This window comes from Hydrogenophaga sp. T2, from assembly GCF_049843535.1.
Taxonomy (GTDB): domain Bacteria; phylum Pseudomonadota; class Gammaproteobacteria; order Burkholderiales; family Burkholderiaceae_C; genus Hydrogenophaga; species Hydrogenophaga crocea.
Genome location: NZ_JBBHZJ010000004.1, coordinates 279362 through 295592 on the forward strand (window position 1 = coordinate 279362; position 16231 = coordinate 295592).

The 16231-nt window shown below is 71.7% G+C and carries 10 protein-coding genes; 2 read left to right on the plus strand and 8 right to left on the minus strand.

Annotated features, from left to right (window positions below; translation table 11 throughout):
• Window positions 1-79: 79 nt before the first annotated feature.
• Entirely contained in the window at window positions 80-1057 is a 978-nt protein-coding gene (locus WDZ95_RS11560) for a TAXI family TRAP transporter solute-binding subunit (protein ID WP_166225518.1), read from the minus strand.
• An 89-nt stretch (window positions 1058-1146) separates the two neighbouring features.
• Complete coding sequence (locus tag WDZ95_RS11565) at window positions 1147-2496, minus strand: aspartate aminotransferase family protein (protein WP_425778526.1); 1350 nt, start codon at window positions 2494-2496, stop codon at window positions 1147-1149.
• Between the two features lie 163 nt (window positions 2497-2659).
• Between WDZ95_RS11565 and WDZ95_RS11570 the strand changes: the two genes are divergently transcribed.
• Window positions 2660-3979 (plus strand): D-amino acid dehydrogenase, encoded by a 1320-nt coding sequence (locus WDZ95_RS11570; protein ID WP_425778528.1) that lies wholly within the window; start codon window positions 2660-2662, stop codon window positions 3977-3979.
• Here the strand turns inward: WDZ95_RS11570 and WDZ95_RS11575 are convergent.
• Entirely contained in the window at window positions 3948-4847 is a 900-nt protein-coding gene (locus tag WDZ95_RS11575) for a LysR family transcriptional regulator (RefSeq protein ID WP_166225509.1), read from the minus strand. The two genes, WDZ95_RS11570 and WDZ95_RS11575, sit on opposite strands and share 32 nt — an antisense overlap.
• A 129-nt stretch (window positions 4848-4976) precedes the next feature.
• Here WDZ95_RS11575 and WDZ95_RS11580 point away from each other — a divergent pair, with 129 nt between their 5' ends.
• Window positions 4977-6149, plus strand: coding sequence for a hypothetical protein (locus WDZ95_RS11580; protein WP_425778530.1), 1173 nt, complete (start codon window positions 4977-4979; stop codon window positions 6147-6149).
• On the opposite strand, the gene WDZ95_RS11585 is transcribed toward WDZ95_RS11580, so the two are convergent.
• The 5 genes from WDZ95_RS11585 to WDZ95_RS11605 all read right to left on the minus strand — a co-directional run bounded on the left by WDZ95_RS11585 (window position 6067) and on the right by WDZ95_RS11605 (window position 16219).
• Window positions 6067-9252, minus strand: coding sequence for an efflux RND transporter permease subunit (locus tag WDZ95_RS11585; RefSeq protein WP_425778532.1), 3186 nt, complete (start codon window positions 9250-9252; stop codon window positions 6067-6069). The genes WDZ95_RS11580 and WDZ95_RS11585 overlap by 83 nt on opposite strands.
• 2 nt (window positions 9253-9254) lie before the next feature.
• On the minus strand, window positions 9255-10382 hold the full coding sequence (locus WDZ95_RS11590) for an efflux RND transporter periplasmic adaptor subunit (protein ID WP_425778534.1): 1128 nt from the start codon (window positions 10380-10382) through the stop codon (window positions 9255-9257).
• Entirely contained in the window at window positions 10379-11836 is a 1458-nt protein-coding gene (locus WDZ95_RS11595; RefSeq protein WP_425778536.1) for an efflux transporter outer membrane subunit, read from the minus strand. Before WDZ95_RS11595 ends, WDZ95_RS11590 begins: the two co-directional genes overlap by 4 nt.
• Before the next feature lie 97 nt (window positions 11837-11933).
• The gene (locus WDZ95_RS11600; protein ID WP_425778538.1) at window positions 11934-15101 is read right to left on the minus strand and encodes an efflux RND transporter permease subunit; all 3168 of its coding nucleotides are present in this window, start codon (window positions 15099-15101) and stop codon (window positions 11934-11936) included.
• Window positions 15102-15109: 8 nt separating this feature from the next.
• Complete coding sequence (locus WDZ95_RS11605) at window positions 15110-16219, minus strand: efflux RND transporter periplasmic adaptor subunit (RefSeq protein ID WP_425778540.1); 1110 nt, start codon at window positions 16217-16219, stop codon at window positions 15110-15112.
• Window positions 16220-16231: the final 12 nt, after the last annotated feature.

Consider the following 16231-nt stretch of genomic DNA (forward strand, 5'->3'; position numbering starts at 1 on the left):
AAGGGGATGGGTCAAAAAAAAATGGCGAAGCTCACTTCGCCATGTGCAGGGTGGGGGGCCCGTGGCCAGGCCCCTCGCCTTACTTGATCCAGCCCTTTTCCTTGTAGAAGCGGGCCGCGCCTTCGTGCAGCGGCGCGCTCAGGCCGTCCTTGACCATGTTCTCGGGGTTCAGGTTGGCCAGCGCGGGGTGCAGCTTCTTGAACTCGTCGAAGTTGTCGAACACCGCCTTGACCACGGCGTACACCGTGTCGGGCGAGGTCTTGGCCGAGGCGACCACCGTGGCCACCACGCCGTAGGTGTTGGTGGGCTGCGGGTTGTTCGGGTACAGGCCCGCGGGGATGGTGACCTTGGCGTAGTAGGGCTTGTCGGCCACCAGCTTGTCGACCACCGGACCGGTCAGCGAGACCAGCTTGGCGCCGCACGAGGTGGTCGGGTCCTGGATGTTGGCGCTGGGGTGGCCCACGCCGTAGAAGAAGCCGTCGATCTTGCCGTCGCACAGCGCGGGGCCGTGTTCGTCGGCCTTGAGCTCGGAGGCGAGCGAGAAGTCGGACAGCTTCCAGCCCATGCCGGCCAGCAGCTCTTCCATCGAGGCGCGCGTGCCCGAGCCCGGGTTGCCCACGTTGAAGCGCTTGCCCTTGAAGTCTTCGAACTTGGTGATGTTGGCCTCTTTGCGGGCCACCACGGTGAAGGGCTCGGGGTGCACGGCGAACACCGCACGCAGGTCGCTCACGGCGCCGCTGTCCTTGAACTGGCCCACGCCCTTGACGGCGTTGAACTGCACGTCGGACTGGGTGAAGCCCAGGTCGAGCTCGCCGGCCTTGATGGTGTTCACGTTGAACACCGAGCCGCCGGTGGATTCCACCGAGCAGCGGATGCCGTGCTTGGCGCGGTCCTTGTTCACCAGGCGGCAGATGGCGCCGCCGGCCGCGTAGTACACGCCGGTCACGCCACCGGTGCCGATGGTCATGAACTTCTGTTGCGCGTGTGCGGGCGCGGCGGGTGCCATCAGGGCGGCCGATGCGGCCACGGCGCTGAGGCAGGCGGTGAGTTTTTTCATGGTGTTCTCCTGCGGATCGCTGGGTTGGGGAAACGGTGGGGACCCTCTTGAGGCCCCCGATTCGGGAGTGGCGATGCTAACGGCAAGTTTCAGGCGCTGACCATCGGGACAGACGCGAGGGTCTTGTCGATCGCGCGCTTGAGGCGTTGCACGATCTGGGCCAGCTCGTCGGGCGTGCTGATGAAGGGCGGCGCGAGCAGCACGTGGTCGCCGCAGCGGCCGTCCACCGAACCGCCCGCGGGGTAGACCATCACGCCCTCTTCCATCGCCGCGCGCTTGATGCGCGCGTGCAGCTTGAGCGCGGGGTCGAACCATTGCTTGCTCGCGCGGTCGGCCACGAGCTCGATGCCCCAGAACAGGCCACGGCCGCGCACGTCGCCCACGTGCGGGTGGTCACCGAATTCGTGCGCGAAGATCTGCTGCAGCTGCGCACCGCGTTCGCGCACCTGCGCGAGCAGCCCGTCGCGCTGGATCACGCGCTGCACCGCGAGCGCCGCGGCGCAGGCCACCGCATGGCCCAGGTAGGTGTGGCCGTGCTGGAACAGGCCGCTGCCGCGGCGGAATGCGTCCACCATGCGGCCCTGCGCGAGCACCGCGCCGATGGGCTGGTAACCCCCGCCCAGGCCCTTGGCGATGGTGAGCAGGTCGGGCACCACGCCCTCCTGCTCGCAGGCGTGCAGCGTGCCGGTGCGGCCCATGCCGCACATCACCTCGTCGAGGATCAGCAGGATGCCGTGGCGGTCGCAGACCTCGCGCACGCCCTTGAAATAACCGGGCACGGGCGTGAGCACGCCCGCGGTGGCGCCGCCCACGGTCTCGGCCACGAAGGCGATCACGTTCTCGCCGCCCAGGCGTTCGATGGTGGCTTCGAGCTCGGCCACCAGGCGCTGGCCGTATTGCTCGGGCGTTTCGTCGGCGCGCTGGTCGCGGTATTCGTAGCACGGCGACACGTGGGTCACGTCGATCAGCAGCGGCTTGAACTGCTCACGCCGCCAGGCATTGCCGCCCACGGCGAGCGCACCCAGGGTGTTGCCGTGGTAGCTCTGGCGGCGCGCGATGAAGTGCTTGCGCTGCGGCTGGCCGATCTCCACGAAGTACTGGCGCGCCATCTTGAGCGCGGCCTCCACGGCCTCGGAGCCGCCGCTCACGAAGTACACGTGGCTCATGCCCTTGGGCGCGGTGTCGATCAGCGTGCTCGCGAGCTCCTCGGCCACGGCGGTGGTGAAGAAGCTGGTGTGCGCGTAGGCGAGCTGGTCGATCTGCGCGTGCATGGCGGCGATCACGTCGGGGTGGCCGTGGCCCAGGCAGGACACGGCCGCGCCGCCGGAGGCGTCGAGATAGGTCTTGCCCTGGCTGTCGGTGATCGTGATGCCCTGGCCGCTCACGGCAACGGGCAGGTCGTGGGTGAGCTGGCGGTGGAAAACGTGCGAGGCTTGCATGGCGGTGCAGCGGTGGGAACCGGCAATGGGGGGAAGCCGCCAGTCTAGGCACCGCGGCGCGGCGGGCTCATGCTTTTGTGGGGCCAGGCCATGCATTCCGGTTATGGGCCATGGGCCTGTCTGCATTTCCGCGCGCCCCGGGTTAACCCGTAGAGTGCCGGGCATGCAAGCCGCCCCTTCCCTGTCCTCCACCGCCCCGCGCCGCGTCGCCGTGCTCGGCGCGGGCATCGTCGGCCTGAGCACCGCGTGGCAACTGCAGCGCGACGGTTTCGAGGTCACCGTGATCGACCGCGCACGGCCCGGCCAGGGCGCGAGTTTCGGCAACGGCGCGCAGCTCAGCTACGCCTATGTGCAGCCGCTGGCCGACCCGTCGATCTGGGCCCAGCTGCCCAAGCTGCTGTTCTCGCGCGACTCGGCCTTCTCGCTGCGCCTGCGGCTCGACCCGCAGCAATGGGCCTGGGGCCTGCGCTTTCTCGCCGCCTGCCGCGCCGACGTCTCGGCGCGCAGCACCGCCGAGCTGCTGCGCCTGGCCGAAGAAAGCCGCGAGGCGCTTCAGCGCCTGCTCGCCGACACCCAGGCCGACTGCGACTTTCAGGCCAGCGGCAAGCTCGTGATGTTCGGCAGCGAAGCCTCGTTCGCCGCCGCGCGCCGGCAGATGGACCTGCAGCGCCGCCTCGGCGGTGCCGAGCAGCACGCCCTCAGCCTGGCCGAATGCCTGCAGGTGGAGCCGGCGCTCGCGGGCAGCGGCGCGCAGCACGTGGGCGGCATTTACACCCCGGGCGAATGCGCGGCCGATTGCGCGCGCCTGTGCGACGCGCTGCACGGCGTGCTGCAGGCGCGCGGCGTGCGCTTCGTGATCGGCGACCGCGTGGGCGGCTCGGCGGGCGCCCTGCGCCGCGAGGGCGATCGCCTGGTGGCGGTGCAGGCCGGCGAGCGCTGGGTCGAGGCCGACGCCTTCGTGGCCGCGCTCGGCACGGGCGTGGCGGCCTTCGCGCGCCAGCTCGGCGCGTCGGTGCCGGTGTACCCGCTCAAGGGCTACAGCCTGACCCTGGGCGTGCCCGACGCGCCCGGCCTGGCGCCGCAGGTCAGCATCACCGACGCGCAGCGCAAGGTGGTGTTCGCGCGCCTGGGCCAGCGCCTGCGCGTGGCCGGCCTGGCCGAGCTCGCGGGCCACGACACCACGCTCGATCCGCGCCGCGTGGCCCAGCTGCGCCGCTCGGCGCGCGAGGTGTTTCCGCTCGCCTGCAGCGGCAACGACGTGCAGGCCTGGGCCGGTCTGCGCCCGGCCACGCCCACGGCCGTGCCCATCCTGGGCCAGGTCGCGGGCGCGCCGCGCAACCTGCTGTTCAACGCGGGCCAGGGCGCGCTGGGCTTCACGCTGGCCGCGGGCAGCGCCCAGCGCGTGTCGCACCTGCTGCAGGGCGCCGTGGGGCGCGCGCGCGGCGTGGCCGTCAGCCGATCTGTTGCAGTGCCTGCTGCATGAAGCGCGTGAAGGCGCGGGCCACCACCGAGTGGGGCCGCGCCGCGGGCCGCAACAGGTGCACCGTGGTGGGCACCAGCGGCTCGAAGGGCAGCACGTCGACCTTGGCCGGATCGGCCGAGGTGGCGGTGCAGCCCTCCACCAGCGCCGCGCCCACGCCGTGGTGCGCGAGCGCCAGCGCCACGTGATAGGTCTGCACCGTCATCACGGGGCGGATCTCGGCCTCGTGCTCGCGCAGCGTGTGCGCCAGCCGCATGCCCAGCGGGTCCTGCGCGTCGAGCGCGATCAGGGGCAGCTTGGCCAGCTGCGCCCAGCCGATGCTGCCGGCCTTGAGCTGGCGCGGCGTGAGCAGGCCCTTGGGCACCACCGCCATCACGCGGCGCTCGCCCAGTTTTTCCTGCACCAGCGCGGGGTGTGAGCCGGGGTTGAACACGTAGCCCACATCGGCCTCCTGCAGCGCCAGGGCCGAGACGATCTGCACCGAATGCAGCGCCTGGTGGTGCACCAGCACGTGCGGGTGCTTCTCGCGGAACAGCCGCATGGCGCGCGGCACCACCTCATAGCTCAGGCCGAGCACGGTCAGCACGCGCAGTTCGCCACGCGTGCGCCCCGCCTTGAGGCTGCCGGCCAGGCGCTGCACCTCGTCGAGCTGGGCGAACAGGCGCTCGATGTGCGGGTACAGCGTCTGCGCCTCGGCCGTGGGCACCAGCCGCCCGCCCGCGCGCTGGAACAGCGGAAAGCCCAGCTGCAGCTCGGCGTGCTTCAAGGTGCGGCTCACGGCCGGCTGGGTCACGTTGATCATGCGCGCCGCAGCGCTCACGCTGCCGGTGAGCATCACGGCGTTGAAGACTTCGATGTGGCGCAGGCGCATGGCCGCCTATTGTGGCGGCGTTGTGACGAAGACCTCAACACGCGCGCACACACCGGGCCGCGCACGAACCGGCGCACCCGGACGGTGACGCAGCGGGCTCCTCCGTTTTGCGCCCCGCGCGCCCCCGCCATGCACCACGCCTCCGTGCTCCGCACACCGCCCCACGTCCCCACGCAGGGCATGCTGCCCATCGCCGTGCCCATCGCCCTGCCCCCGGCCGCCGAACGCGACACGACCGCCGCCCAGCCCTTCGAGCCGCACCTCGTCGAACCCTTGCGGTGTTTCCTGCGCCTCGACGAAACCGACCCGGCCACGGTCAACGCGCGTGCGCAGGAACACCGGCTCTTCGCCTGGGGCCCCACCGCCAGCGACGCGCGCTGCGTGAACCAGGCCATCGCCCACAGCGACCTGCCCGCGCGCGCCCTGATCGAAGCCGGCATGGACCGGGTCTTCGTGGCGCGGCCGCCCGACACCCACGGCCTCGCCGCGCCGCCCCGCGTGCTCGTGGTGCCGCTGGGCCTGCACGCGGTGAACGCGGTGCGCCTGCTGGCCCTCAAGACCGCGCTGCAGGCGCTGGCCGATCGCTTCGGGCCCGCCGCGCTCGCGCAGCTGCAGGTGGTCTGCGTCGGCGGCCGCGCGCTGCTGCCCGCCGAACGCCAGCCCGTGCGCGCGGTGATGGCCGAGGGCCTGGCCGGCTACGGCAGCGCGGGCTGGGGCCGGCTCACGGACCACGAGCGCGAGGCCCTGCTCGATGGCTACGAGGCCGCGCTGCGGCAGGGCCTGGGCGATCCCGCGGGCCTGCAACTGCCGGCGGACGCGCCCGCCGTTCTGGGCGAAAGCGATTCGGCGCGGCACCTCTGGCATCACGCGCCTGCGCTGCAGGAACTGCGCGAGGCCATCGGCGAGCGCGCGCACTTCATCGAGGCCCAGCCGGGCGACCACCCGGGCCGCCAGCGCGACAACACGCACGGCAACGCCCTGCTGTTGCTGCGCCTGGCCGATGCGCAGATGGCGCTGCGGCCCGGCGAGGACACGGTCTGGGTCTGCAGCGACAGCCTGTTCTGCCCGCGCGCCACGCAGATCTTCCGCGGCTACTGCGGGCAGCGGGGGGTGGCCGTGCAGGCCTGTTCCGTGGCCCTCACGGGCGCGGGCGCCGCCGAGGAGGCCGGCGCGCTCGAAGCGCTGCTGCCGCTCGCGCTGCGCGAGACGGCCTGCATGCTCAACGAGGCGGTTCGCTCGGCAGCGGATGGGCCGGCGAACTGGTTTGTCCTGCCGCCCCCGCCGGGCCACGCCCCCCACTGAAGCGGCGGCCGAACCACAGCGCCACGTCGTCCACGATGGTGAACACCGCGGGGATCACGAGCAGGCTCAGGAAGGTCGAGGTGATCAGGCCGCCGATCACCGCCACCGCCATCGGCGAGCGAAAGCTCGAATCGGCCGCGCCCCAGCCCACCGCGATCGGCAGCATGCCCGCGCCCATGGCGATGGTGGTCATCACGATGGGCCGGGCGCGCTTGTGGCAGGCGTCCAGGATGGCGTCGAGCCTGCTCATGCCGTGCTCGCGCCGGGCCTCGATCGCGTACTCCACGAGCAGGATCGAGTTCTTCGTGGCCACGCCCATGAGCATGATGAGCCCGATCAGCGAAGGCATGGAGAAGCTCTTGTTGGCCAGCAGCAGCGCCACGAAGGCCCCGCCCAGCGACAGCGGCAGCGCGGCCAGGATGGTGAAGGGGTGCAGGAAGGCCTTGAACAGCAGCACCAGCACGATGTAGATGCACAGCACGCCCGTGAGCATGGCCAGGCCGAAGCTCGCGAACAGCTCGCCCTGCACCTCGGCGTCGCCGATCTCGAGCACCGACACCCCCGGCGGCAGGTTGCGCAGGCTGGGCAGCTTCTCGACCGCGGCCTTCATGTCGCCCAGCGCAATGCCCGCGAGCTCGACCTCGAAGTTGATGTTGCGCGAGCGGTCGTAGCGGTCGATCACCGCGGGGCCGCCGCCGAATTCGAGCGAGGCCACCTGTTCGAGCAGCACCGGCCCGCGCGCGCCCGGCACGGTGAGGCGGCGCAGCACGTCGAGGTCGTGGCGCGCGCCGACGTCGAGCTTGACCACGATGGGCACCTGCCGCTGCGGCAGGTTCATCTTGGGCAGCGCGTTGTCGTAGTCGCCCACGGTGGCGATGCGCAGCGTCTCGGCGATGGCCGCGCTGGTCACGCCGAGCTCGGCCGCGCGCGCCAGGTCGGGCGTGACGATGATCTCGGTGCGCACCAGGGCCGCGGTGGACTGCACGCTGCCCACGCCGCGCACGGTGCGCAGGTCGCGCTCGATCGCACGCGCCGCGGTGGCCAGCGCATTCGAGTCGCTGCCGGTGAGCGTGAGGATGTATTTCTCACCCGAGCCGCCCAGGCCCACCTTGCTGCGCACGCCCGGCAGGTTGGACATGGCCTGACGGATCTGGTTTTCGATGCCCTGCTTGCGCGGGCGCTCGTGGCGCGGGTCGAGCTGGATGGTGAGCGCGGCCTTGCGCGATTCGGCCGCGCCCTGCGGCGCGAACGGGTCGGTGCCCGCGGTGCCCGAGCCGATGGTGGTGTAGACCGAGCGCACGTGCGGCACCGCCGCCACCAGCTGGCGCGCTCGTTCGGCCGTGGCCACGGTCTGCTCCAGCGTGGCGCCGGGCGGCAGCTCCAGGAACACCTGGGTCTGCGAGTTGTCGTCGGGCGGAATGAAGCCCTGCGGCAGCAGCGGGATCAGCATCAGCGAGCCCACAAAGAACAGGCCCGCACCGAGCGCGGTGATCCAGCGGTGCTGGATGCACCAGCGCGCCCAGCCCTGGTAGCGGTCGAGCCAGGCCGGCTCGGCGTGGTCGTTCGCCCAGCGCCACAGGCCGCGCGTGAGCGGGTTCGAGTCGGCCCAGCGCGGCATCTCCTTCGCCACGAAGGGCTTGAGCAGGTAGGCCGCCATCATGGGCGTGAGCGCGCGCGCCACCACCAGCGAGGCGAACACCGCGAGCGCGGCCGTCCAGCCGAACTGCTTGAAGAACTTGCCCGGAATGCCCGCCATGAAGGCCGTGGGCAGGAACACCGCGATCAGCGTGAAGGTGGTGGCGATCACCGCCAGGCCGATCTCGTCGGCCGCTTCCATCGCGGCCTGGTACGGCGTCTTGCCCATGCGCATGTGGCGCACGATGTTCTCCACCTCCACGATCGCGTCGTCCACCAGGATGCCGATCACCAGCGACATGGCCAGCAGCGTGACCACGTTGATGGTGAAGCCCAGGTAGTGCATGCCGATGAAGGCCGGAATGGCCGACAGCGGCAGCGCCACGGCCGAGACCACGGTGGCGCGGAAGTCGCGCAGGAACAGCCAGACCACCAGCACCGCGAGGATCGCGCCCTCGTAGAGCAGGGTCATGGAGGCGTCGAATTCCTCCTTCACCGGCGTCACGAAGTCGAACGATTCGGTGATCTGCAGGTCGGGCCGCGCCGCCTGCAGCGCCTTGAGCTTGGCGCGCACGCCGTCGCCCACCTCGATCTCGCTCGCGCCGCGGCTGCGCGCCACCTCGAAGCCCACCACGGGCTTGCCGTCGAGGAAGGCCGCGGCCGTGGGATCGGCCACGGTGTCGCGCACCTCGGCGACCTGGTCGAGCCGGATGCGGCGGCCGTCGCCGAGCGGGATTTCCATGCCCGCGAGCGCCTCCGCCGAGGCGAGCTGCGACAGCGTGCGCAGCGGCTGCTGGCTGCCGCCGAGGTCGACCCGGCCGCCCGCGCTCTCGATCTGCACCCGCGCGAGCTGGCGCGACACGTCGGTGGCGGTGGCGCCGAGCGCCTGCAGTTTGAGCGCGTCGAGCAGCACCTGCACCTCGCGGTCCACGCCGCCCACGCGGTTGACCGCGCCCACGCCGGGCACCGACAGCAGCAGCTTGGACACGTCGTTGTCCACGAACCACGAGAGCGCCTCGGCGTCCATCTTGTCCGAGGCCACGGTGTAGGCCAGCACCGCGCCGCCGGCCAGCTCCACCTTGTTCACGATCGGGTCGCGCAGGTCGCTGGGCAGCTCGCTGCGCACCTTGGCCACGGCCGAGCGCACGTCGTCGAGCGCTTCCTGCGTGTTCTTCTCGAGGCGGAACTCCACCGTGAGCGAGACCGTGCCGTCCTGCACCTTGGTGGTGATGTGCTTGAGCCCCTGCAGCGAGGCCAGGCTGTTCTCGATGATGCGCGCGACGTCGTTCTCGAGCTGGTTGGGCGAGGCCCCGGGCAGCGACGCGACCACCGTAACGGTGGGCAGGTCCAGGTCGGGGAAGTTCTGCACCTTCATCTGCTGGAAGGAGAACAGGCCCGCCAGCGTGAGCATGACGAACAGCATCGCCGCCGGGATCGGGTTGCGGATGGACCAGGCGGAAACGTTCATGGTCACTGCACCACTTTCACGAGGTCGCCCTCGTTGAGGAAGCCCGCGCCCTGCAGCGCCACCGCCGCCTCGGGCTTGAGGCCTTCGAGCACCTCGACGCGCTCACCCACGCGGCGGCCGGTGCGCACCTTGAGCTGGCTCGCGCGGCCCTGATCGTCGATGGCGAACACGTAGGTGTGGCCGTCGCGCACCACCACCGAGGCGCTGGCCACGGTGAGCGCTTCGCTCTGGCCGAGGTCGAAGCTGCCGCGCGCGAAGGTGCCGGCCTTGAGCTCGCCGTGGCGCGGCAGGTCCACGAAGATCAGGATGTTGCGCGTCTGCGGGTCGGCGCTGGGCGCGATGGCGCGCACCTTGCCCTGCACCTCGCGGCCGGTGGCGGCCGTCACGGCCACGGCCTGGCCGATCTTCACGCGGTCGACCTCGCTGGGCGTGACCTCGGCGCGCCATTCGAGCCGGCCCTGGCGCACCAGGCGGAACAGCTCCTGGCCCGCGCCCACCACCGCGCCCACGGTGGCGCTGCGTGCCGAAATCACGCCGTCGTCGGGCGCGAGCACGCGGGTGTTGCCCAGGCGCACCTCGGTGGCGGCGAGCGCGGCCTTGGCGGCTTCCCACTGGGCCAGCGCCACCTTTTCCTGCGTGAGGTACTGCGCCACCTGCGACTGCGAGAGCGCGCCGGTGTTCTCGATGGCGCGCGCGCGGTCGGCGTCGGCCTTGGCGTTCTGGTGGCTGGCCTCGGCCTGCATCAGGCTGGCGCGCGCCTGCAGCGTGTCGGCCTGCGTGGTCTCGCGCACGAACTCGGCCAGCACCTGGCCCTTGCGCACGGTGTCGCCCACGTTCACGTTCACGCTGGACAGCCGCAGGCCGTTCACCTCGGCGCCCACGCTGGCCTCCTGCCAGGCGCTGATGTTGCCGTTGGCCTGCAGGCGGATCGGCAGCGATTCGCGCTGCGGCCGGGCCACGGTGACGGTGAGCGCGGGGCGCGGCGCGTCGGCCGCGGCCTTGGCGTCGGCCGCGGGGCCGGCCTCGCCCGAGGGGCGCAGCAGCAGCCAGGCCGCGAGGGCGATCAGGACCAGGGCCAGCGCGGCCAGCGGCCAGAACCAGCGGCGCCGGGGGGTGGATGGCGTGTTCATCGGGCGTCGTTCGGGGCGTTGGGTTGAAGGGCGTCGCGCACGGTGGCGTCCACCGCCGCGGGGTCGAAGCCGCCGCCGAGCGCCACGTAGAGCTCGAGCCAGGCGTTGATGCGGTCCTGCTGCAGCGACACGGCGCTGCTGTCGGCGTTGAGCTTGAGGCGGCGCGCCTCTTCGAGCTCGTTGAGGTTGGCAAAGCCCACGCGGTAGCGCGCCTCGGTGGCCTCGAACGAGCGGTTGTAGCCGGCCACCGCGGTCTCGGTGGCGGCCAGGCGTTCGTTGAGGCCCGAGAGCGTGACCAGCGCCTGCTCCACCTCGCTCACGGCCTGGCGCAACACGCCCGCGTAGGCCTGGGCCGCGGCCTCGTAGCGGGCCTGGGCGCTGTCCACGTTGGCGTTGAGCGCGCCGCGGCCCAGCAGCGGCAGGCTCAGCGTGATGGGCCCGATCGACCAGGTGTTCACGCTGCCCTGCGTGGGGCCGGCGGTGATGCGGTTGCGCAGCACGCTGCCCTGCAGCGACAGGCTGGGCAGCAGCGCGGCGCGTGCCACGCCCACGTCGGCGCTCGCGGCCACCAGCTCGCGCTGGGCGCGGTACACGTCGGGGCGCTGGCGCAGCACCTCGGCGGGCACGGCCTTCACCTGCAGCAGCGCGTCCACGCGGCCCGGCACCAGCCAGGCGGCGAGGTCGGGCGCGGCGGCCATCTGGCGGCGCACATCGGCCTCGGGCTGGGCCGTGATGGCCGCGATCACCTTCACCTGGCGCTCGCACTGCGTCTGCTGGCTGCGCCAGCGCGCCTGGCCTTCGGCCGCGCTCGCGCGCGCCAGCGCGGCCACCGCGGGCGCGGTGAGGCCGGCGCGTTCGGTCACGTCGTTGCTCTGGGCCGTCACGCGGCGCGAATCGCGGTCGCGCTCGGTCACGTCGAGCTGCAGCCGGCACAGGCGCTGCCCGAAATACAGCTGCGCCACCTGCGAGGCCACGAGCACGCGCGCCTCGTGCCAGCGCACGCCCGAGATCTGTTCCTGGGCGCGCGCGCTGTCCACGCGCGCGGCGCTGCCGCCCCAGAGGTCGACCGCCCACGAGGCCTGCAGGCCCGCGCCGAGGGTGGTGGTCAGCGGCGCGCTCGGGTCGGTCACGCCGCGGTTGGCGGTGGCCACGGCGTCGAGCTGCGGCTGGCCCTGGTTCTGCGCGCCGGCCAGGGTGGCGCGCGCGGCGAACACCTGGGCGCGCGCGCTCGCGATGTCGGGGCTGTTGCGCTGGGCGCGCTCGATCCAGTCGCGCAGCACCGGGTCGCCGAGCCGGTCCCACCAGTCGGCCAGGGCCTCGGCGCTGCCCTGGTGCGGCAGCACCGGCGCGATCCAGCGGTCGGGGACGTTCACCCCCACGCTGGGTGGAGGCCGGCTCACGCTGCACGCGGCCAGCAGGGCGCTGGCCGACAGCGCCACAAGCAGTCGCTTCATGGTGAAGAAGGGGGTTCCCTGAGTTCTTGGAGCCGGAACTCTAGACGAACTTGAGGCCTGAACATGTCGAAACATGTCAGGCCGGTATCGAAGCCGTTCAGGCCGGGGCGGCGGGCCGCTTCACGCGGAACCAGGCCGCGTACATGGCCGGCAGCGCGAGCAGCGTGAGCACCGTGGCCACCACCAGCCCGCCCATGATGGCCACCGCCATCGGGCCCCAGAACACGCTGCGCGACAGCGGGATCATGGCCAGCACCGCGGCCGCGGCCGTGAGCACGATGGGCCGCATGCGGCGCACCGCGGCTTCCACGATCGCGTCCCAGGCGGGCACGCCGCGCGCGCGGTCCTGCTCGATCTGGTCGATCAGGATCACCGAGTTGCGCTGGATCATGCCCATGAGCGCGATCACGCCCAGCAGCGCCACGAAGCCGAAGGGCCGGTTGAGCAGCAGCAGCGCACCCGCCACCCCCGCCATGCCCATGGGACCGGTGAGGAACACCAGCATGGCGCGGCTGAAGCTTTGCAGTTGCACCATGAGCAGCGTGAACACGATGAACAGCATCAGCGGCACGCCCGCGGCGATCGAGGCCGAGCCCTTGCTGCTCTCCTCCACCGCGCCCGCCACCTCGATGCGGTAGCCCGTGCGGCCTTCGGTGAGCCAGCGCGCCTGGATCTCATCGAGCACCGGCTTGAGCTGCGCCGTCACGGTGGCGCCCTGCAGGCCCTCGACCACGTCGCTCTGCACGGTGATGGCGTACTCGCGGTTCTCGCGCCACATCACGCCCGGCTCCCAGCCGAAGCCCACCTTCACCACCTGCTGCAGCGGAATGGCCTGGCCGCTGGCCGTGGGCAGGTAGCTGTTGGCCAGATCGGTGAGCGCGTCGCGCTCGTCGAGCGGCTGGCGCAGCACGATGTCGATCAGCTCGTCGCCCTCGCGGTACTGGCCCACGGTGGAGCCCACCAGCGTGGTGCGCGAGGCCTGCGCGATGCTGGCCGTGGTGACGCCGAGCGCGCGCGCCTTGGCCTGGTCCACCTCGAGGCGGATCTGCTTGACCGACTCGTTCCAGTTGTCGTTCACGCCGCGCGTGTTGGGGTTCTTGGCCATCGCGGCGCGCACCTCGTCGGCCAGGCCGCGCAGCACCGCGGGGTCGCTGCCGACCACGCGGAACTGCACCGGATACGGCACCGGCGGCCCGTTGGGCAGCAGCTTCACGCGGCCGCGCACCTCGGGAAACTGCGTGGCCAGCAGCGCGGGCACCTGCTTGCGGATGCGCTCGCGCTCGGCCAGGCTCTCGGGCAGCACGATGAACTGCGCCACGTTGCTCTGCGGAAAGATCTGGTCGAGCGGCAAATAAAAGCGCGGCACGCCCGAGCCCACCCAGGTGCTCACGGCCTTCACGCCGGGCTCCTGCATGAAGCGCTGCTCCACGCGGCGCGACACCTCGTCCATGGCCTGGATGCTGCTCCCCTCGGGCAGCCAGATGTCCACCAGAATTTCGGGCCGGCTCGAATCGGGAAAGAACTGCTGCTGCACCTGGCCCATGCCCGCCAGGCCCAGCACGAAGGTGAGGATGGTGGCGCCGATGGTGAGCCAGCGGTGCTGCACGCACCAGTCCACCAGGCGCCGGAAGCGCTGGTACATGGGGCCGTCGAAGGCTTCGTGCACCTCATGGGATGCAGCGCCCTCGGCCTTGGCCTTCACCTTGAGCAGCTTCACGCCCAGGTAGGGCACGAACACCACCGCCACCACCCACGAAATCATCAGCGCGATCACCGTGACCGCGAAGATCGCGAAGGTGTATTCGCCCGTGGTGGAGTTGGCCAGGCCGATGGGCAGGAAGCCCGCGGCCGTGATCAGCGTGCCCGTGAGCATGGGCATGGCGGTCGCGTCCCAGGTGAAGGTGGCGGCGCGGAACATGTCGTAGCCCTCTTCGAGCTTGCGCACCATCATCTCCACCGCAATGATCGCGTCGTCCACCAGCAGGCCCAGCGCGATGATCAGCGAGCCCAGCGAGATCTTGTGCAGGCCGATGTTGTAGTGGTTCATCACCAGGAAGGTGATGGCCAGCACCAGCGGGATGGTGATGAACACCACCAGGCCGGGCCGGGCGTCGAGCACGTAGCGGCGCAGGCCGGTGCCGCCGGGGCGCCGGTGCAGGCCGAGCGCCAGGAAGCTCACCACCAGCACGATCACCACGGCCTCGATCAGCACCTTCACGAACTCGTTGACCGACAGCGTCACCGCGGCCGGCTGGTCCTGCACCTGCACCAGCGCCATGCCCGCGGGCAGCGTGCGCTCGATGTTGGCCACCACGCCCTTGAGCGCCTTGCCCAGGCGGATGATGTCGCCGCCCTTGGCCATGGAAATGCCCAGGGCCACCGCGTCCTGGCCGTCGTGGCGCACCAGCACCTCGGGCGGGTCGATGGTGGCGCGGTGCACCTCGGCGATGTCGCCCAGGCGGATGGTGCGGCCGTTGGCCGCGCGGATCGGCATGGCGCGCAGCTCGTCCACCGAATTGAAGCTGCCGTCCACGCGCACCTGCACCACGTCGAGCGGCGTCTGCACCGCGCCGGCCGAGGCCATGGCGTTCTGCTGGCCGAGCTGGTCGAGCACCTGGTTCAGGTCCAGCCCCAGCGTGGCCAGGCGCTTCTGCGAGGCCTCCACGTAAATCTTCTGCGCCTGCACGCCGAACAGCTCCACCTTGGCCACGTCGGGCACGTTGAGCAGTTGCTGGCGCACGTCCTCGGCCACGTCCTTGCGTTCGGCGTGGCTGAAGCCCGCGCCCTGCAGCGCGTAGATCACGCCGTACACGTCGCCGAAGTCGTCGTTGAAGAACGGGCCCACCACGCCCGCGGGCAACTGCGCGCGCATGTCGCCCACCTTCTTGCGCACCGTGTACCAGAGCTGGCCCACCTCGGCCGGCGGCGAGGAATCGGCCACCTGGAACAGGATCAGCGCCTCGCCGGGCTTGGTGTAGGTGCGGATCTTGTCGGCGTAGGGCACCTCCTGCAGCGTGCGCTCGATGCGGTCGGCCACCTGGTCGGCCACCTGCTCGGCGGTGGCGCCGGGCCAGAACACGCGCACCACCATCGCGCGGAAGGTGAACGGCGGGTCTTCGTCCTGCCCGAGCTGGAAATACGAGGCGATGCCGAACAGCATCAGCACCACCATGAGGTAGCGCGTGAAGGCCGGGTGTTCGAGCGCCCAGCGCGAGAGGTTGAAGCGCGAGGCCCAGCCCGCGCCTTCGTTGTGCGGTTCCTGCATGGCCGGCCTCACTGCGCGACGAAGCGCGTGACCTTCTGGCCGGCGCTGAGCACATGGCCGCCCGCGGCCACCACCTCGTCACCGGGCTTGAGGCCGTCGGCGATCACCACGCGGTTGCCGTCGGCGCCGGCCACCACCACGGGGCGGGCCTGCACCGTGCTGCTGGCGGCGTCGAACACCCACACCACGCTGCCCTTGCGGTCGCCCTCGCTGGAGCGCTGCACCGCGCTCGTGGGCAGGGTGATGGCCTGCGCGCCGCTCAGCGGCGTCTGCAGCGTGACGTAGGCGGTGGAGCCCAGCGGCAGCGGCGCGTTGCCCGGCAGCGCGAGCTTCACGAGGAAGGTGCGCGTGGCCGCGTCGGCGCTGGCCGCCACTTCGCGCACCGTGCCCTTGAGCGCCTGGGCGTCGGGCGTGCCGGCCCAGGGCCGCACCGTGGCGGGCGTGCCTGGTCGCACCAGCGCGAGCCGGTCTTCGGGCACCGCGAACACCACGTCGCGCGGGCCGTCCTGGGCCACCACCACCACCGGCGTGCCCGCCGACACCACCTGCCCCACCTCGGCCTGCACCGCGGTGACCACGCCCGCGCTGTCGGCCAGCAGCCGGGCATACGCGGCCTGGTTCCCCTGCACCGAGCTCTGCGCCTGCGCCTGTTTCAGCGAAGCCTCGGCGGCGTCGAGCGTGGCCTGGCGGCGGTCGATCTCGGCGCCGCTCACGAAGCCCTGGGCCTGCAGGTTCTTGAAGCGGTCGAGGTCGGCGCGCGCGAGATCGCGCTGGGTGCGCGCCGCGGCCACCGCGGCCTGTGCGGCCTGGCTCGAGAGCGCCAGGTCCTGCGCGTCGATGCGCGCGAGCAGCTGGCCCGGCTTCACGCGCTGGCCGAGCTCGGCCGGGCGCTCCAGCAGCTTGCCGCCCACCCGGAAGCCCAGCCGCGATTCGACCTGGGCGCGCACCTCGCCCGCGTACTCGGCGCTGGCATCGAGCGCACCGGCCGACACGGTGACCAGCTTCACCGCACGCACCGGCTCGGGGGCGGGCGCCGGCCGGGAACAGGCCGCCAGCGCGGCCACCAGGGCCAAGACGCCCGTGCTCGTCACAATGCGGACAAAATGCGTCGCTTTCATGCGCTCAACCCC